The sequence below is a fragment of the Bacillus sp. FSL H8-0492 genome (assembly GCF_038006145.1).
GTDB classification, from domain to species: Bacteria; Bacillota; Bacilli; order Bacillales; family Bacillaceae_G; genus Bacillus_A; species Bacillus_A mycoides.
The window spans coordinates 4,197,409-4,216,056 of the sequence record NZ_JBBOUP010000001.1 but is presented as its reverse complement, the minus strand read 5'-3'; the positions used below and the strand labels follow the sequence as shown (position 1 = coordinate 4,216,056).

The following is an 18,648-nucleotide window of genomic DNA, read 5'->3' as shown; positions in this document are numbered from 1 at the left end:
TCTGCATAATATGTAATTAGTATTATTTTATTCTTTAAATATCTCCGGTTTTTCAACTCTAAATGATTGCACCTCACCGCACTCTAAACAAAATGTGGTTAATAGTTTGGAACGTTTCCCTCCTGAAAAGAATCTACTAGATTCATCCTCACAAACATCTGCATGATAAGCAGATCCAACCCTTCCTTCTTTAAATGTAGTAGAACCACAATTCTCGCATCGTTTATTTTTCATGTTACTAACACCTCATTTGATTGATATTTATTTTTCTGTGTTTTTAAGATAGAAGTAAAGCAACTTGGTTATAAATGATGTTTTCGACATGATACAACATAGCCCTTTATATATCCGCAAGTAAAACAACATAATACCCTATAAATCTCTATAACAATATGATGTTTCATATATCATTTAATGTTTATCGGAAAAATAAGTATTAAAGTATTGAGTTTTATTATTCTGATGATTATAATAAATAAAAAACAAACAATTCTTATGTTGAGAAGTGGAGGGACGGGCCCTATGAAACTTCGGCAACCTCGTTTTAGACGAAAGGTGCCAAATCCTGCAGGTGAAAAAAACACCTGAAAGATAAGAGCAGTTCACTTAGTCAAGAAGGCTACTCTTATTTCGATAAGAGTAGCTTTTTTTATCCCGCATTAACGGGCAGTAAGACCCCCACCTCAAAATTCAGCGGAAGCAAAGAAGTTAGGTGGGGGATCAACTGCCCGTAAAAGCCCGATTGGTTCAACTAATAATCAGTGGGGGATGAACAAAATCCCCACTGATTAAAGTTTCACTTTATGGCTAAAAGATAAAGGGGGAATATGTAGTGGAGTATGGTTTTTGGTTACCGATTTTTGGGGGATGGCTTCGAAATGTAGATGATGAATCTATGCCACCTACGTTTGAGTATGCAAAACAAACAGCGCAAGCGGCAGAACAATTAGGTTTTTCAACAACGCTTATTGCGGAATTAAACTTAAATGATATAAAAGGTGTTTCAGCACCAAGTTTGGAAGCATGGACAACTGCGGCAGCACTTGCTGCGGTAACAGATCGATTAGAGATTATGACAGCTGTAAGACCTGGTTTTCACAATCCAGCAGTTACAGCGAAAATGGCAGCGAATATTGATCAATTAAGTAATGGCCGTTTTACATTGAATGTAGTTTCAGCATGGTGGGAAGAAGAAGCGAGACAGTACGGCGGGGTATTTACGGCACATGATGAACGATATGATCGCACAGAGGAATTTGTAACAGTTTTGAAAGAGCTTTGGAAAGAAGAAGAGTTTTCTTATAAAGGGAACTTTTATGAGCTTCATCATACACATTTAAGTCCAAAACCTGTGCAGAAACAAGGCATTAAGATCTATGCAGGTGGTGAGAGTGAGCGAGGAAAAGAAGTAATTGTAAATCACGCGGATGCATATGTAATGCATGGCGGAACAGTGGAAGAAGTATTTGTGAAAATAGAAGATATGAAGAATCGTAGAAAGAAAGTCACAGAGGAGCCATTGCAGTCATTCGGGCTTGCGGCTTACGTCATTTGTCGTGATACAGAAGAAGAGGCGTTAGAAGAATGGAGACGCATAACGGATGTGAAAGACGATGCTTTAGGTTACGCGGGTTATCAAGACTTTATTAGTAAATCGCATTTGGAACAGCAAGTGAAGCTAAATGATTATTCCGTATCTAATCGCGGGTTACGTCCTAATTTAATCGGAACACCAGAACAAATTGCAGAAAGGATACTTGCTTTTGAAAAAGTGGGTGTTACGTTATTACTTTTACAATTTTCGCCACAGCTTGAAGAGATGAAACGATTTTCTGAAAAAGTGATGCCATTAGTTGAAGCAAAAAGAAAGGAATTGATTACAAATGAGTAAAATTTACATATTACATGAGAATAAGGAATGGACGGATCATTTGGTGAAAAGATTGGAAGAACTGGAGTTACCTTATGAGGAGTGGTTTTTAGATGAAGGAACTGTTTCGTTAGAACAAGAACCTCCCCAAGGTGTTTTTTATAGCCGTATGAGTGCCTCTTCACATACGAGAGGGCATCGATATGCACCTGAATTGACTGAAGGGGTTCTTGCTTGGCTAGAGGGATACGGACGAACAGTATTTAATGGGTCTCGTGCATTACGCCTTGAAGTAAGTAAATTGAATCAATATGCAGCATTAAGAAATTTTGGGATACAAGTGCCGAAAACAATTGGTGCTGTTGGCCGTGATAATATAGTAAAAGCAGCAAGGGAGTTAGGGGAAGTACCGTTCATTACAAAGCATAACCGTGCAGGTAAAGGCCTTGGTGTTCAACTTTTTCATTCTATTGATGCTTTAGAACAATATTTGGATGGTCCGACATTTCAAGAACCCATTGATGGAATTACTTTAATCCAGCAGTATATTGAAGCGCCAGAACCATATATTACACGTTGTGAGTTTGTAGGCGGTCAGTTTGTATATGCAGTTAAAGTAGATACATCAGAAGGATTTGAGCTTTGTCCAGCAGATGCGTGCTCTATTCACGATGCTTTTTGCCCAGTAGGAGAAGAGAGTAAGAAAGAGTCGTCAACAAAATTTGAAATTATATCGGACTTCCAAGAGCCAATTATTGAACAATACAAAGAATTTTTGAAAGAAAATGAAGTTACCGTTGCTGGTATTGAATTTATTCGCAGTTCGGATGGAACAATTTATACGTATGATATTAATACAAACACAAACTATAATTCTGACGCAGAGTCTGTAGCTAATCAATTTGGTATGCTTGAGCTTGCTAAATTCCTTGGAATAGAATTAGAAAAACAAGTAGAGTCAGTTAAATAATGTTGATTAAAAAATAAGGTTCTGGTGCAAACCTTTGCTAAATTAATAGTATCAGTATGTCCAAGTTTAAGAGCGTACTTACAAGGTTTTTAGAGTTTTTGCACCAGCAAGAAAAGTATCAGTTTTTATGTTGTATTTTTTATCCTACGTATCCCGCCCTGCACAAAAAAATATTTCTCAACATTTTATTTGTTGAAAAAGATTGAATATTCTCTATAAAGAGAATATTATGTTTCTATCGGCAAAAAAAACGATAATTCGCAGACACTGGGGAGGAAATGCATTGAAAAAGAATAAGAAGTTAAAACCATTATCAGTTTTAGCAACAGCAGCAGTACTAAGTAGTAGTTTTGCTTTTGGAAGTCATGCAGCGTATGCTGATTCGCCATCATCTCTACCAATAGATGAGCATTTAATACCGGAGGAGCGTTTGGCAGAAGCGCTAAAACAACGGGGCGTAATTGATCAATCTGCATCACAAGCTGAGACGTCAAAGGCTGTCGAAAAATATGTTGAGAAAAAGAAAGGGGAAAACCCTGGTAAAGAAATCTTGACAGGAGATAGTCTTACGCAAGAAGCTTCTGATTTTATGAAAAAAGTAAAAGATGCAAAAATGAAGGAAAATGAACAGGCGCAGCAGCCAACAGGAGGGCCAGTAGCTGGACAAGGTGCAGGATTGAATTCTAGTAAATTAAATGGAAAAGTACCTACTGCACCAGCGAAGCAAGAAGAGTACAACGGTGCTGTTCGAAAAGATAAAGTACTTGTTTTACTTGTAGAATTTAGCGATTTTAAGCATAACAATATTGATCAAGAGCCAGGATACATGTATTCTAAGGACTTTAATCGTGAACATTATCAAAAAATGTTATTTGGTAATGAACCATTTACGTTATTTGATGGATCGAAGATTAACACATTTAAACAATATTATGAAGAACAATCTGGCGGGAGCTACACAGTTGATGGAACTGTAACGGAATGGCTTACTGTTCCAGGAAAAGCTTCAGATTATGGTGCGGATGCAGGAACTGGCCATGATAATAAGGGTCCTTTAGGGCCACGCGATCTTGTGAAAGAAGCATTAAAAGCAGCGGTAGCAAAAGGAATTAATTTAGCAGACTATGATCAATTTGATCAATACGATCAAAATGGTGATGGAAATAAAAACGAGCCAGATGGCATTATTGATCATTTAATGGTTGTACATGCTGGCGTTGGTCAAGAAGCTGGCGGCGGTAAATTGAAAGATGATGCGATTTGGTCTCATCGTTCAAAACTTGGATCAAAACCATATGCGATTGATGGCACAAAATCTTCTGTTTCGAATTGGGGCGGAAAGATGGCTGCATACGATTATACAATCGAGCCTGAAGATGGAGCAGTTGGTGTGTTTGCGCATGAGTATGGTCATGATTTAGGCTTACCAGATGAGTACGATACAAAGTATTCAGGACAAGGTGAACCTGTTGAGTCATGGTCTATTATGAGCGGCGGCAGCTGGGCTGGAAAAATTGCAGGAACAGAGCCAACGAGTTTCTCACCACAAAATAAAGAGTTTTTCCAAAAGAATATGAATGGCAACTGGGCGAATATCGTTGAGGTAGATTATGATAAACTTCGCACGGGAGTCGGTGTTGCAACATATTTAGATCAAAGTGTTACAAAATCAAAACGACCAGGAATCGTTCGTGTTAACTTGCCAGACAAAGATATTAAAAATATCGAGTCAGCATTTGGTAAGAAGTTTTATTACAGTACAAAAGGAAATGACATTCATACAACACTTGAGACACCAGTATTTGACTTAACAAATGCAAAGGATGCTAAGTTCGATTATAAGGCATTCTACGAACTTGAAGCGAAGTATGATTTCCTTGACGTATATGCGATTGCAGAAGATGGAACGAAGACACGTATTGATAGAATGGGCGAAAAAGATGTAAAAGGCGGCGTGGATACAACTGATGGTAAGTGGGTTGATAAATCATACGATTTAAGCCAATTTAAAGGGAAAAAAGTAAAACTGCAATTTGAGTATTTAACAGATATTGCAGTAGCTTATAAAGGATTTGCGTTAGATAATGCTGCATTAACTGTAGATGGCAAAGTTGTTTTCTCAGATGATGCAGAAGGCGGGCCAGCAATGACGTTAAAAGGATTTACTGTATCTAACGGATTGGAACAGAAAAAAAATAACTACTACGTAGAGTGGAGAAATTACGCTGGTTCTGACACGGCGTTAAAACATGCGCGTGGTCCAGTCTTTAATACAGGAATGGTTGTATGGTATGCGGATCAAAGCTTTACAGATAACTGGGTAGGTGTTCATCCAGGTGAAGGATTCTTAGGAGTAGTAGATTCTCATCCAGAGGCAATCGTAGGTACATTAAACGGACAACCGACTGTGAAGAGCAGTACGCGTTATCAAATTGCCGATGCGGCATTCTCATTTGATCAAGCGCCAGCATGGAGAGTAGACTCGCCAACTCGCGGTATCTTTGACTATAAAGGATTACCAGGAGTTGCAAAATTTGATGATTCTAAGCAGTACATCAACAGCGCTATTCCAGATGCAGGACGTAAGTTGCCGAAATTAGGATTGAAGTTTGAAGTAGTAGGTCAAGCTGAAGACAAATCTGCAGGTGCAGTTTGGATTCATCGATAGAATAAGGTGAAACTATGAGAGCTGTCCATAAGTTGGTGAAACTGACTTATGGACAGCTCTTTTCTTATTCTAGAAACGTGGCAGTTTAGTTTAGGAACCAGTTCATTGGAAAGGAAGATATAAAATTTATTTTCAATAAAAACGAGAAATGATATCTCTAGAAAATTTCCTTTTCCTTCCACATGCGAGGTATAAAACAAAGGGAGAAAGTCAGTAGCGGTCCTGTTATATTCTGCATAGCAGCGATTTATATGTCGAGAAATCAAAATAGATTTATGTAGCATGCCGCTTTAGTTTTAAAAGTAGAAATAAATCAACAAATTACAATGTAGCATGATTTAAATTAATTGAAATGCATGAGCAAAAATACATTCTCATACGAAATTTTTATTAAATTACAAAATACTTATCAGATTTGATTGTAAGAAATGATAAGTATAATTGATTTTTTATGATGTACAGAAAAAATTAATTATCACATCCCTTTATTTTCACACTAGAACCTAAAAAGAGGTTCTGTTACAAAGTTTTTTAACAAGAAAAAGTTATGTTGCAAAAAGGGTTGTGCCTATTAATTATATGAAGAGAGGCATGTAGTGTGTTACTAGACAAAAATACTTGATACACCAATGTTACCTTCACTCACCCTCCTCATTATTATAAGCTAATAGTGGTTCGTACATCATTATAGCGTGATTCTCCGTTACATATTGGTCTTCTATAAACTGTTTCTGTTGAGTATATACTTTACGTTGAATAACATTATGTCGTATATAACCACCCCAGTATGCAGATTGGATTGAGTGTTCTTTTTCATATACTTCATATTGATAAAGCTGCGGATGGGCAATTCTCCACTCACCGACTAAATGCTTATCTGTAATATAAAGGTGAAGTTGATACGATTGGTCCGTTTCATTTTTGATTTGTAAATCCAAATAATTATAAGAACAAGTCGCTCCACTTCCAAATGGTTGGGTCCGCTTGGAATCAGGAAAGACATCAAAACTATGACGATATCGCTCTGTTACTGTCAATGGTGTATGTAAGGTCATCCAATATATTAAATTTGAAAGCTGACAAAGCCCTCCTCCAATGCCTGCTTGAAAAGATCCATAGTGTAGTATCATGCCCTCTACATACCCTTTTCTTCTCGTAGGCTTACCTATTAAACGCCAGTAAGAGAATGTTTCTCCCGGTCTAATGACGATACCATTTAGTTGTTTAATAGCAATCTTCAAATTAACAACTTTATTCTGTTGATACCATATATCTACATCTTTGAGCTTACGAAGTAGTATCGTTCGATGCTGAATCGCTGTATAGGGTAACTTTTCTTGTTGAAACGTTTTTGCATATGTTTTTCCATCTGCTAACCACTGAATGTACCTCTTTGTAGAGTAATACCATGTCCCTAGTAGAATGCGATACTTAGACCGCTGTTTAGGACGTAAGTTCACTAAATTCATTTTATTTCCTCTCTCCATCGTTTTCATATGTTACCATTTCCGTAATTACGATCCCAATCAATTGTCTTATTAATGCCTTTGAATTTACCCAAGTTTTCCCGCACAGAACTGTAATATTAATTGTCGCATTCTCTCGTTTTTTAACTACATTCTTATATGTATATCCATCAATAAATTGTACTTTTCTTAGCTGCATAGTAATTAACATAAATAGATAAGAGACGCAAAAAAACAGTATAATTAATCTAATGGGGACCTTGTTTTTTCCATTTTTCGAATTGCTTATAGTCATGTGAAACTCTGCCTCAATATGATAAATTCAAATAAATACATTATAAATATAAAGGATAACCTTAAATAAAGAATAATGAAAATTAAAGAAATTCTAAAGAATCAATATATTTTTACTAAATATTGATTGATAATAAGTTGTTTTTTGAGACTTTACTAGGTTCTGTTGCAAAGTTTCTTAGCAAATAAAAAGTTAAGTTAATTACAATGAATCATGTTAAAAGGTATGTTCTCAGGATTATATTGTGATTTTAATGGAGATAGCATTGTTTTTTAGGCTACATTTTAGCGAAATAAAAGCTTAAAAATCGATATGTATATTTACAATGTTACATTAGTATTTTTCTTTTTATTTATCCCGCTATTTGTGGGCAGTAAAACTCCCACCTTAAAATGCGGCTGGAGCAAAGAAGTTAGGTGGGAGATCAACTGCCCGTAAACGCCCGATTGGTGAAGGCTAATAATCAGTGGGGGATGAACAAAACCCCCACTGATTAAAGTTTCACTTTATATATTCGCAAGTAAAATAGCATAATATCAGTATGAATCCCTATAGTGATATGAATTTTTGCATATTTTGAAATTCAGTATATCCTCCGAAAAGTTTTGATTGTATAATGTGTTTTGTTATATTATTTTAGATTTTTCGACAAAAAACAACAAAAAATAGAAGACGTATTGGGAGAAGGCATTATGTACACAAAACTATTAAAATCAATTACATCATTATCACTTATTGGTGGTGCGTTATTATATACAAATGGCAGTGATGTGAAAGCTGCGGAAGCGGGCGTTTTTTCTGATGTACCAACATCGCACTGGTCATATCCTGCGATTAAAGACTTAGCGAGCAAAAATATTATTTCAGGTTATGGAAATGGGATGTTTGGTTTTGGTGATGTTGCGACGAGGGAGCAAGTTGCAGCTTTAATTTATCGTGTGTTAGTACCGAATAAGCAAGGTGGTACGTTTAGTAATGATGGTGCTCGTTATGTATTAAAAGATGGGTCTACTTTAAACAATCCGTATCGTGATATTCGCTCAGGTTCTACAATGTTTCCGGAAGAGGTTTTAACGTTAACGAAATTGGGGATTTTTAAAGGTGATGGAAATGGCGGTTTTAGACCGAAAGATTCTGTTAGCCGTGCAGAAATGGCGCAAATTATTAAAAATGCGTTCCAAGTTTCAGCTAAACAAAAACATACATTTAATGATGTTCCAAATGGGTTTTGGGCAGAAAACGCGATTAGTGCGGTGCAGTCAAACGGGATTGCATCTGGTACAGGAGACGGGAAATTTGAACCAGCTAAAACGGTAACGCGTGAACAGTATGCACAGTTTTTATATAATGCATTGAAATATAAAAAGCCTGAGGTTGCGGTGCAAGATACAGAAGATGCGGCATTATTAACAGCATTCAAAAATGAAGTACAAACGCGTATTAATACGTATGAAACGAATATTACACTTCCATATAAAACGAAAAACAGTAATACAAAAGAAGTGATGAATACACTTTTCACCGCATATAAAGAAGTCGCAAGTAAAAATGAGTATACAAATTATAATAGATCGAATGTTTCATACTCACTATCTGGATCGCCAGGGAATTATACGTTTACGCTAAATATTACATATCGTGAAACGAAAGAACAAACAGAATATGTGATGAAACAAGCGAAAGCGATTGTTTCTTCTATTATTCAAGTCGGGATGGATGATCATGAAAAAGTGAAGGCGATTCATGACTATGTTGTAAAACATGTTTCTTACGATACGTCTTATAAAGCGTATACAGCATATGAGGCACTCGCGAATCGTTCTGCCGTTTGCCAAGGTTACACACTATTAACCTATCAATTATTAAAAGAAGCTGGAATTGAGAATCATTTTGTAGTAGGAACTGGAGACGGTCAGCCTCATGCTTGGAATTTAGTGAAAATCGATAACAAGTGGTACCATCTTGATACGACATTTGATGATCCAGTGCCAGATGAACAAGGCCGCGTAACATATTCTTATTTCAACTTATCTGACGAGCAAATTGCAAGAAATCATGAGTGGAACCGCGTGGACTATCCGCAAGCTACAACAAACTATTATAGTACATTAACAAATAAAATTGCGACAGGTGGTACGAAAGCACCTGCATATCAGCAAATATTGAAAGATACAAAGTTAAATTATTTAGGAAATGAATATATCGCAAATAACTATAATGAATTCAAAAATAAAATGCAGCAACGTTATAGCACAAAGTCAGCAAAGATTGAAATCCTTTATAAACAATCAATGGATGGCGCATTGCAAGATGTGAAAAAAGTAATTGGAGAAATCGGTTATCCGCAAGGAGCGAACCGTGTTTCTTATAAAGCGGAGCCGTATAATGCGAAAGAAGGATATTCTTTAGTGACGATTACGTTTATGTATTGATAATGAAAAAAGCATCTATTGCAGGTGCTTTTTTTATTATTTCGGTTCGACATAATGTGACAACGGAGCATAACAGCATCTGTTATGATAACTTTGGAAATTTTACATTTTGGAGGATTAGTAATGAATAAAAAGAAGATTTTCGCTGTGTTAATAGGAATCGCAGTTTTAATTGTAATTATTAATGTAGTTGTTACGAAAGGGAACACGACATCAACTAGTGAAAAAATGTACACTGAGAAAGAGTACAATAAATTAGTAGATGAGCATTTTGAAGAAGCGCAAAAGTTAAAAAGTGATAAGCGTGTATTAGAAACTGAAAATAAATCTCTTGATGCACAAGTTAAGAAATTAAAAGATGAGTTAGCGAAAAAAGAGCAACAAGTAGCGCAGCAGCCAGTTCAACAAGAACAACCTAAGCAACAATCACAACAACCAACACCAGCTCCACAGCCAGAAAAGAAAGAAGAGCCTAAACCAGAACAGCCTACGGGTGCATTCGCAAATCCTGTGAAAAGTATAAATAAAACAGAGGCAATGAATAAAGTGAAAGAAAAGGCGAAGCAAGACTTCCAAGATGACTATATGACGCAGAACTTTGTTGCTGAGGAGCAATCAAAAGCATTCGACTTCTTAAATGGAGTAGAAATCAAATCACAAGAAGAATTAAATGTGATGAAGAATGCATTGAAAGATTTTCCTAACGATTTTATGACAGTGAAGTTTGTTTATGAAGAGCAAATGAAGGCGAAGAATAAGCAAGGGTAATATAAAAAACGCTATCTTTTAAAAAGGTAGCGTTTTTGATTTTTTATCCCGCTAATTGCCGGGCAGTAAAACTCCCACCTCAAAATTCAGGTGGAGCAAAGAAGTTAGGTGGGAGTCGGGCTATCCGTAGACGCCCGATTGGTGTGGGCTGATTAAAGTTTCACTTTATGGGGTCCCGCCACATCGCTATCAAGCTAAGCTTATGCAAAGTCAATTTTAGATGAGGTTGTTTCTTTTTTCTAAAGGGCAAGTGTAGTTGATTGAAAGATTCGCATACGAAATAAACCATAGCGGGTTTCACTTTTTTGAATTAAGCGGCTTGATTATGAGACAGGGTACAATTGTAAACGACACCTAATATATCAAAGACTGTTTTCTTCTCATATCGATGAGATTTCCGCCCGTTTTGCTGTAGGAGATTAAAAAGGCGAATTAGAACCTTTGATAACCTTTGGGTGTCTTTCTGTATTGGGTAACTCTTTATACATATAGAAATACTTTAATAATTTTTAAGAGTATTCTAAAGGCATTCCTGGTCTACTCTTCACAGGAAATGATAGTAATTTCTTATTTTTGGGAAATGGATAGTAACCCTTGTATATTTTCCTTCTTGTGATTGAATAGAAATATCATGTCCCAATTTCAAAACCATTTGTTTTACAAGGTACAGTCCCATCCCAGTAGATTTTGTATGTGTTCTTCCAGTAGAACCTGTGAATCCTCTTTCGAACACACGATGTATATCTTCTTGCTTTATCCCAATGCCTGTATCTTGAATAAGCAATCGTTTTTCTTGATGATCCTCCTCAAAACGGAAAAAAATCTCTCCACCATCATTTACATACTTTAAAGCATTTGCAGTAATTTGGTCTATGATAAATGCAAGCCATTTGCTATCGCTTTGAACGAATTTCTGCACTTCCTCCATATGAAAGTGAATTCGTTTCGTGATAAAGATTTTGGCATATTTTTTTACACTTTCTTTAATGATTTGATTCAACTGTACATCTGTAATGAAATAGTCTTTAGAAAACGAGTCAATCCGTGAATAGTAAAGAGCCTGTTCCACATAATTATCAATTTTGTTCAGCTCATCTTCAAACTTATCTACAAGAAAATCTACTGTTTTTCCTGTACTGTTCTCAATGAGTAAATTACTTGCGGCAATTGGAAGCTTTACCTCGTGAACCCAGGACATAATAAAATCTTGGTGATCCACTTTCTCGTGAATCAACTTTTGAAGTTGCTTAGAATGATTGTCCCTTACTATTTTTATCATTTTGACATATAAAGCTTGTTCATAATTTTGTGGTTCAAGCATTTCTACAGGAAAGTCTTCTTTCTGACTCTCAATTAAATCATTTAGTTCTAGGTAAAAGGACCTACGGTAATAATATCCTATAGTAATATACAGACTTACAGAGAGGAAACAAATAACATGAGTATAGAGCAGGTTTTGAAGAACGAGATTCCGACTATCGTTTACAACCATAATTAATGAAACAAACAACATTAAAGTGAAGTACAGTATGAAAAAGAATCGTTTATCTTTTATATATTCAAAAAAACTCATAAAATGATATACCCGTAGCCTTTCTTAGTAGTAATGAAACCGTCTTTACCGAGGTCAGTAAATTTTTTGCGTATCCGTGCAATGTTAACCGTTAAGGTGTTTTCGTCCACGAATCTTTCATCAGCCCAAAGACTGCGCATTATCTTTGTTCGGCTTACAACAGTCCCTTTATTTTGCATGAGAAGTTTTAAAATAATAAATTCATTTTTTGTTAGTGTAATCGCTTCATTCCCATAAGACAGATTGTAGGATTTAAGGTTGAGTACAATTCCATCATGCTCAATAACTTTCAACTCTATGTCTTCTATATACGTATACGTCCTGCGCAGGAGCGCATTAACCTTTGCCATTAAAACATCTGTGTGGAACGGTTTATTAATAAAATCATCCCCGCCCATATTCATTGCCATTACCATATCCATTGGTGTATTGCGAGATGAAAGAAAAATAATCGGCGCTTTTGAAGTTTCTCTAATTTTATTACACCAGTAAAATCCATCAAATGATGGTAAATTAATATCCATTAGTACAAGATGAGGACTATTGTTTAAAAATATTGATAATACTTGGTCAAAATCTTCTACCTTTACTGTAGTAAATCCCCATTTTTCTATTGTCTCTCCCAACATATCTCTAATTGTTTTTTCGTCTTCTACAATCATAATTTTCATAGTTATTCTCCCAATATTAATAATAATTTGTGTTATATGTTACGTGTTCATACTGCTGCATTAAATTACGATGGCATAATCATCTATATCACATTATAGTGGAAAAAAATAAAGAAAAAAGGGATATTTGTTGTAAGGTGACAAAATTGTAAGGTTAACCTAAACAACTGTAAGGTTATTGAAGGGTTACATCATATAGAATAAAGCCTGGAAGAAAAAATAACTTCTTTAATGGAGGAAATATATATGAAATCAATAGTAGACGCAAAACAAATAAAAAAAATGTATGGAGCAAAAGGAAATACGTTTACTGCATTACATGATATTGATTTAACTGTTCGCGAAGGTGAGTTTGTTGGAATTATGGGACCTTCAGGTGCCGGGAAGTCCACACTTTTAAATATTTTGGCGACCATAGATCGGCCGACATCCGGTGAGATTTTGATTGATGGGACGAGCATACTAAACATGAAAGAAGAACAATTATCTGCATTTAGGCGGGATAAACTCGGTTTCATTTTTCAGGATTACAATTTATTAGATACGTTAACAGTGAAAGATAATATTTTGCTGCCACTTGCACTAGCAAAAATGAATGTACAAGAAATAGAAAATAGAGTTAACGAGATTTCAGAGCGCTTTGGTATTCGTTCCATTTTAGATAAATACCCGTATCAAATTTCAGGGGGGCAGAAACAACGCACAGCTGCTTCACGAGCGATGGTATCTAAACCCAGCTTAATTTTAGCTGACGAGCCGACTGGAGCACTCGATTCAAAATCGGCAGCAGACTTATTGGAGAGCTTACAAAATTTAAGCCAAGAAGATAAAGCAACCATCCTCATGGTAACACATGATGCTTTTGCAGCTAGCTATTGTAAACGCGTGTTATTTATTAAAGATGGCACGATGTTTACCGAACTTGTAAAGGGGAATTCTTCCGGCAAAGATTTTTTCAAAAAGATATTAGATGTATTGTCCATTCTTGGAGGTGGTACAAGTGACGTTATTTAGCTTGGCGAAAAAAAATATTAAAGGGAATTTAAGCAACTACCTTCTCTACATTTTCTCTATGGTGGTTAGTGTCGTGATTTGCTATACTTTCAACTCATTATTGTATACACCAGAAATTAAAAATGCAGTTAATAATATGGAAGGTACAATGTCACAAACCTCTTTCGTTTTAATAGGATTCATAGCGGTTTTCATCGGATATTCTAATGCATTTTTCACGAGAAAACGTAAAAAAGAAGTAGGTATGTACTCCCTACTTGGCGTGAGAAAAAAAACCATCGCAAGAATGCTGTTTTTTGAAAATGTAATTATCGGGGCTATCACTTTAATATGCGGGCTCGTATTAGGGATCATATTATCTAGATTGTTTATCATGTTACTCCTTAAACTCGTAGGTGCTCCGGTCGATGTAAGTTTTAGCATTCCTATGGATGCAATTATGAATACCACTATTACATTTACGGTCATTACAATTTTCACATCCCTTCAATCGTATCTTTTAATTTATCGCTTTAAATTAATTGAATTATTCCATGCAGAGAAAAAAGGGGAGAAAGTACCAAAAGCATCTATCGTTTCTGCCGTAGTTTCGATCATTTTACTGGTAAGTAGTTATTGGCTTATGTTTAACGAGGCAGCAATGCTTTCTATGCCTCTTGTTGCCATTGGAACGTATTTATTATTTCGTTCTTTAACTGTGTATTTACTAAAGCGTGCACAAAAAAATAAACCGAACTACTATAATGGGATTAACATCATTGGAACATCTCACTTGCTGTATCGTATAAAAGGAAATGCCCTTATGCTTACAGTTATTGCATTACTAATTTCAGTAGCACTGCCATATCTTCAAGCCAGTTTCTCTGAATATTCAATTACTGAAAAAGATGCTCATGAAACAGCTCCTTTTAGCTATATTCATCTTTCAAAAGATGAAACATATGACAATCAAATCAAACGGGTTATTTCAAAAGACAAAGATCATCCGATTACAGCGCAACTAGATATCCCGATTATTCAAGTAAAAGGGAATACTTCAGCACCATTCCAAGATAAAAATGATCTTTCTGTTAATTTGATTTCAGAGAGTGTATTTCATAAAATGAACAATATTCTAAAATTAGGAGATATACCAAATCTTTCTGGTGAGCATGCTATAGCATTTAAACGATACATTAATCAACCAGCCACTGATTTTATTAACCATCAAGTCAACATTTTGTTACCCGAGAGAAATTATACTTTTAAGCTCAACAAATTAGAAAAAAAATCGATACAACTAACATCTGGTTCTGAGCTTCTTTACATTGTAATTGATAATGAAATGTTTGACAGTGTTGCAAAACAAATCAGTCCAATCACATATAAAGCGTATAAAGTAGCGGATGAAAAAACAACAAAGGAAACATCTGAAATAGTAATGACGCTAGCAGGGAACGATACTCATATGCGTACGTTCTATAAAGAGTATAAAAAAATAAAGGCACTTACAGGAATGAAAATCTTTGTAGTTAGCTCTTTAGCATTAGTTTTACTAGTTGCAACAGGAAGTGTTATATACTTCAAACAGCTAACAGAAGCACATTCAGATAAAAATCGCTATGAAATTTTACGGAAAATAGGTGTAAATAAAAAAGAAGTACGGACTACGATAGCAAAACAAACATTATTTATATTTCTCCTTCCGCTAATTATTGGGATACTAAATGCAGCCATGTTAACAATGTCAGTATCCTTACAATATAGCATGGACATACAGCAAGATATCATTTCATTTATTTATGCTATGACAACGTATGGTGTAATCTACCTTGCTTACTACGTGTTAACCATTAATTCATATAATAGAATTGTGAATAAATAAACATGAACCACCTCTCGAATATCGGGAGGTGGTTTAATATATTTAACAAAACAAGATGCATAGTGAACTGTGAGCTAATTAACATGTTTCAAAAATATGTCTTAACGTACAATTTTCTTTTTTGATATGGTGATCCCATGCCTATCAACTTAAGAAAAGTAAACACCTCAAAAACAAAAAATGAACTGATTTCCCCAAATTACTAACTATAGAGAAATAAATTTTTCGTTTAGGGGGTAATTAAAAATCTTAGCTTGATGGCGATGTGGTACTACCCTTTTATGGACAATAAAGCTCTTCCTACATTTGACATATACAGTCTAACTGTATAAAATGAAACTATACAGTTGAACTATATAGTTTGACTATATATTTATCGTTACACTGGAGGTCTTTATGAATAGAGATAAAAATTTACCATTAACGGAAACAACGTATTACGTTCTTTTAGCTTTATTAGAACCAGCACACGGGTATTTAATTATGCAAAAGGTGGAGGAACTTAGTAATCATCAAGTGAAAATCGCGGCGGGTACATTATATGGTGCGGTTGAAAATTTATTAAAGCAACAATTAATAGAATCGGTAAAAAGTGAAGATAAACGAAGAAAAGTGTATGTCATTACTGAACGCGGGAAAGAAGTATTACATTTAGACTTTATGAGAATGCAGCACATTATTGGGGTTACAAAAAGCTTATTAAATGTATAGTTAGGGGGAAGCGAAGATGTGGAGATTGAAATTCTTTTTAGACTTTGAGAAAGAAGAGAAATGGTTAGAAGAGATGGCTTGGAAAGGCTATCAACTAAAAAGTGATACATTCGGTTATAGATTTAGAATCGCAGAACCGGAAGATACGAAAATTAAAATAGACCATAGAGTATTTAATAGACGAAGTGATTTTATTAATTATTGTACGTTATTTGAAGATAGTGGCTGGAAGCATATAGCCGGTAAATGGTGGTCTGGTACGCAATATTTTAAAAAGGTAGATGAGGAAAGTGAAGATGACATTTTTTCAGATCAAATGTCACGAGCAGGGAAGTACAAGCGTCTATCTAAGACATTTTTAGAAATGGCGATATGTTATTTACCGCTGTTAATCCTATTCATGTTTAATAATACAATTGATCTAGGAGCGATTTTAAATCCGAAAGACCTATACTATACACCAGGATTATGGGATATGCACGGCGCAGTATTTTTAGGATCATTCTTATTTGAAACGCCATTTGCATTAATGAGGGGCATTTCATGGTTGTTTATCCCAGCTGCAATTGGTATGTTTTTCTTTTTTTCATATAAAGCAAATCGATTGTATGAAGAGAGAAAATACTAGGAGGACCCCCTTAAAGCTCATGCTTTGAGGGGGACTCTTTTTAATTTGTAAATGGTGTACTTGGTTAGCTTGATGGGCATGTGGTACTACCCTAAATAACAATAAAATCCTTCGAAAATTAATATAGTTTTTTAAAAATAGAGATGATACGATGGATAATAATACCATTTTTTCACTTCATGTATGATTTTACGGTAGGATACCTCTATATTAAGATGATATAAATAAGGGGATATATTAGTAACAGGGGGAGAATAATGAAAAAGTTATTACAAGAAATTATAAATTGGATCAGTATGACCGATGAACAGATTGTTATTGGCATTTCAGGACACGGTGCTGCCGGAAAAACAACGTTCGCTAATAAGCTCATAAACCAATTAAATCAAAATAAAGTGAATTATATTAATACAGATCCATACATTGTTAGTTCAAATGTACGAAAGTATACAAATATCCACTATACATATCAGAATGAAAATCATTATGATAAAATGACAGCTTGTCATCCATCAGCCCATCATTTGTCTGCGTTAGAAAGAGATGTTCAAATGGTAAGAGCTGGTTTAGATTTTTATACAATGGATACACATTATATAAAAAGTGAGTTAATTTCTTCGGAAAATAAGGTGACGATTGTAGAAGGAATGAGTGTCGCATTTATTAATCCAAATTTATTTGATTTGAAAATTTATTTCTATACAGATGGAGAAACAGAATTAATGAGAAGGTCTAGCCGTGATATTATTGAAAGAGGAGCCGATATTAATTACTTAAGGAAGTCTCATGAAGAACGTCGGATTCAGTATGAAGTGTTTATGCATGCGTATAGTCAACATTTTAATATTATTATCAAAAATTCCAATGAAACAATATGTTTAGAAAAAAATACATTTGAGTTTTATAAAGTTTAAATGCAAATACTTTATTTACTAAAATAGCAAGTTAGTGAATAAATTGTTCATATTTTTTCGGAAGGAAGTTAAGCAATGAGAGCACCGTACCAAGTATTGATATTTCCTTATATAAAAACTGACGATTCCATTCAATATGCTATTTTTAATCGAAGTGATTATGGTTATTGGCAAGGAATAGCTGGTGGTGGAGAAGATGGTGAGACTCCTATTGAATCAGCAAAACGGGAAGCATTTGAAGAGGCTGGTATTACAAGAGAAAGTCCATATATAAAACTAGATTCTGTGTCTTCACTACCAGTAGAGGATGTAGTTGGTGAATTTCTTTGGGGGAAAGATGTTTATGTAATAAAAGAATTTTCTTTTGGAGTTAAAGTTCCTACAAAAAATATTAAATTATCTAAAGAACACTTCAATTATAAATGGCTGTGCTTTGAGGAAGCCGTAACGCTTTTAAAATGGGATAGTAACAAAACGGCTTTGTGGGAATTAAACAAAAGGCTGTTAAAATAATTAAAGTGTTAGTTAACAAAGCCGATAGTGGAGCGAGAATTAAACAACTTAAAAAAGCTTTGCTACATTACCTATGTAGTAAGGCTTTTTTCTTAGCGTACGAAATTGCGTTTTGTTGGCGGCACCCCGCTAAGAGCATGCAAGATTTTATACAGTTTTTCGGCTAATCCAATAACAAACGAGAACCCTAAAACCGCGCCAGGATAGGAATGTATAAAAAAATGCATAGATCCATAGAACAAAAAAAGGAGATTTACTTGTGAGATTAGGGGTCCTCCTTATTATTGCTAC

Annotated in this window: 15 protein-coding genes, 2 pseudogenes and 1 riboswitch; of the genes and pseudogenes, 11 read left to right on the top strand and 6 right to left on the bottom strand. The window is 35.0% G+C overall.

Annotation, left to right across the window (positions count from 1 at the left end; translation table 11 throughout):
* Positions 1-27 precede the first annotated feature (27 nt).
* Entirely contained in the window at positions 28-234 is a 207-nt protein-coding gene (locus MHH66_RS21625) for a hypothetical protein (RefSeq protein ID WP_078184595.1), read from the bottom strand.
* A gap of 256 nt (positions 235-490) precedes the next feature.
* Positions 491-598: riboswitch (SAM riboswitch) on the top strand.
* Between the two features lie 234 nt (positions 599-832).
* On the opposite strand from MHH66_RS21625, the gene MHH66_RS21620 reads away from it, so the two are divergent.
* From MHH66_RS21620 to MHH66_RS21610, 3 genes are all read left to right on the top strand, one after another.
* Complete coding sequence (locus tag MHH66_RS21620) at positions 833-1,891, top strand: LLM class flavin-dependent oxidoreductase (protein WP_016093174.1); 1,059 nt, start codon at positions 833-835, stop codon at positions 1,889-1,891.
* Complete coding sequence (locus MHH66_RS21615; RefSeq protein WP_063217510.1) at positions 1,884-2,840, top strand: ATP-grasp domain-containing protein; 957 nt, start codon at positions 1,884-1,886, stop codon at positions 2,838-2,840. The genes MHH66_RS21620 and MHH66_RS21615 overlap by 8 nt, the downstream gene beginning before the upstream one ends.
* A gap of 283 nt (positions 2,841-3,123) precedes the next feature.
* On the top strand, positions 3,124-5,508 hold the full coding sequence (locus MHH66_RS21610) for an immune inhibitor A domain-containing protein (protein ID WP_201096074.1): 2,385 nt from the start codon (positions 3,124-3,126) through the stop codon (positions 5,506-5,508).
* A 638-nt stretch (positions 5,509-6,146) separates the two neighbouring features.
* On the opposite strand, the gene MHH66_RS21605 is transcribed toward MHH66_RS21610, so the two are convergent.
* Positions 6,147-6,977 (bottom strand): VanW family protein, encoded by an 831-nt coding sequence (locus MHH66_RS21605; RefSeq protein ID WP_061689897.1) that lies wholly within the window; start codon positions 6,975-6,977, stop codon positions 6,147-6,149.
* An 88-nt stretch (positions 6,978-7,065) separates the two neighbouring features.
* Positions 7,066-7,269: pseudogene (locus MHH66_RS28665) on the bottom strand (hypothetical protein); the annotation flags it as partial.
* Between the two features lie 692 nt (positions 7,270-7,961).
* On the opposite strand from MHH66_RS28665, the gene MHH66_RS21595 reads away from it, so the two are divergent.
* Positions 7,962-9,701 (top strand): S-layer homology domain-containing protein, encoded by a 1,740-nt coding sequence (locus MHH66_RS21595; RefSeq protein ID WP_078184596.1) that lies wholly within the window; start codon positions 7,962-7,964, stop codon positions 9,699-9,701.
* Between the two features lie 123 nt (positions 9,702-9,824).
* Positions 9,825-10,469, top strand: a complete 645-nt coding sequence (locus MHH66_RS21590; protein WP_078184597.1) for a hypothetical protein — start codon at positions 9,825-9,827, stop codon at positions 10,467-10,469.
* A 310-nt stretch (positions 10,470-10,779) separates the two neighbouring features.
* On the opposite strand, the pseudogene MHH66_RS21585 reads toward MHH66_RS21590, so the two are convergent.
* The 3 genes and pseudogenes from MHH66_RS21585 to MHH66_RS21575 form a co-directional block, all read right to left on the bottom strand.
* Positions 10,780-10,938 (bottom strand): annotated as a pseudogene (locus tag MHH66_RS21585) (IS4 family transposase); the annotation flags it as partial.
* A gap of 75 nt (positions 10,939-11,013) precedes the next feature.
* Positions 11,014-12,042 (bottom strand): sensor histidine kinase, encoded by a 1,029-nt coding sequence (locus MHH66_RS21580; protein WP_002202913.1) that lies wholly within the window; start codon positions 12,040-12,042, stop codon positions 11,014-11,016.
* Entirely contained in the window at positions 12,039-12,713 is a 675-nt protein-coding gene (locus MHH66_RS21575) for a response regulator transcription factor (protein ID WP_063217516.1), read from the bottom strand. The genes MHH66_RS21580 and MHH66_RS21575 overlap by 4 nt, the downstream gene beginning before the upstream one ends.
* A gap of 246 nt (positions 12,714-12,959) precedes the next feature.
* Here MHH66_RS21575 and MHH66_RS21570 point away from each other — a divergent pair, with 246 nt between their 5' ends.
* The 6 genes from MHH66_RS21570 to MHH66_RS21545 all read left to right on the top strand — a co-directional run bounded on the left by MHH66_RS21570 (position 12,960) and on the right by MHH66_RS21545 (position 18,357).
* On the top strand, positions 12,960-13,727 hold the full coding sequence (locus tag MHH66_RS21570; protein ID WP_002202911.1) for an ABC transporter ATP-binding protein: 768 nt from the start codon (positions 12,960-12,962) through the stop codon (positions 13,725-13,727).
* Complete coding sequence (locus MHH66_RS21565; protein ID WP_063217517.1) at positions 13,714-15,591, top strand: ABC transporter permease; 1,878 nt, start codon at positions 13,714-13,716, stop codon at positions 15,589-15,591. The genes MHH66_RS21570 and MHH66_RS21565 overlap by 14 nt, the downstream gene beginning before the upstream one ends.
* Before the next feature lie 396 nt (positions 15,592-15,987).
* Positions 15,988-16,302 (top strand): PadR family transcriptional regulator, encoded by a 315-nt coding sequence (locus tag MHH66_RS21560; protein WP_001078071.1) that lies wholly within the window; start codon positions 15,988-15,990, stop codon positions 16,300-16,302.
* A 16-nt stretch (positions 16,303-16,318) separates the two neighbouring features.
* Positions 16,319-16,930, top strand: a complete 612-nt coding sequence (locus tag MHH66_RS21555; RefSeq protein WP_078184598.1) for a DUF2812 domain-containing protein — start codon at positions 16,319-16,321, stop codon at positions 16,928-16,930.
* Between the two features lie 257 nt (positions 16,931-17,187).
* Positions 17,188-17,844 (top strand): uridine kinase family protein, encoded by a 657-nt coding sequence (locus tag MHH66_RS21550; protein WP_078184599.1) that lies wholly within the window; start codon positions 17,188-17,190, stop codon positions 17,842-17,844.
* A 75-nt stretch (positions 17,845-17,919) separates the two neighbouring features.
* On the top strand, positions 17,920-18,357 hold the full coding sequence (locus MHH66_RS21545) for an NUDIX hydrolase (RefSeq protein WP_002202908.1): 438 nt from the start codon (positions 17,920-17,922) through the stop codon (positions 18,355-18,357).
* Positions 18,358-18,648 lie beyond the last annotated feature (291 nt).

Bases quoted from the DNA above. Each gene is read 5' to 3' on its own strand.
- MHH66_RS21570 (WP_002202911.1), top strand. From the start codon at position 12,960: ATGAAATCAATAGTAGACGCAAAACAAATAAAAAAAATGTATGGAGCA.
- MHH66_RS21560 (WP_001078071.1), top strand. From the start codon at position 15,988: ATGAATAGAGATAAAAATTTACCATTAACGGAAACAACGTATTACGTT.
- MHH66_RS21625 (WP_078184595.1), bottom strand. From the start codon at position 234: ATGAAAAATAAACGATGCGAGAATTGTGGTTCTACTACATTTAAAGAA.
- MHH66_RS21605 (WP_061689897.1), bottom strand. From the start codon at position 6,977: ATGAATTTAGTGAACTTACGTCCTAAACAGCGGTCTAAGTATCGCATT.
- MHH66_RS21615 (WP_063217510.1), top strand. From the start codon at position 1,884: ATGAGTAAAATTTACATATTACATGAGAATAAGGAATGGACGGATCAT.
- MHH66_RS21590 (WP_078184597.1), top strand. From the start codon at position 9,825: ATGAATAAAAAGAAGATTTTCGCTGTGTTAATAGGAATCGCAGTTTTA.
- MHH66_RS21545 (WP_002202908.1), top strand. From the start codon at position 17,920: ATGAGAGCACCGTACCAAGTATTGATATTTCCTTATATAAAAACTGAC.
- MHH66_RS21575 (WP_063217516.1), bottom strand. From the start codon at position 12,713: ATGAAAATTATGATTGTAGAAGACGAAAAAACAATTAGAGATATGTTG.
- MHH66_RS21580 (WP_002202913.1), bottom strand. From the start codon at position 12,042: ATGAGTTTTTTTGAATATATAAAAGATAAACGATTCTTTTTCATACTG.
- MHH66_RS21550 (WP_078184599.1), top strand. From the start codon at position 17,188: ATGAAAAAGTTATTACAAGAAATTATAAATTGGATCAGTATGACCGAT.
- MHH66_RS21555 (WP_078184598.1), top strand. From the start codon at position 16,319: ATGTGGAGATTGAAATTCTTTTTAGACTTTGAGAAAGAAGAGAAATGG.
- MHH66_RS21595 (WP_078184596.1), top strand. From the start codon at position 7,962: ATGTACACAAAACTATTAAAATCAATTACATCATTATCACTTATTGGT.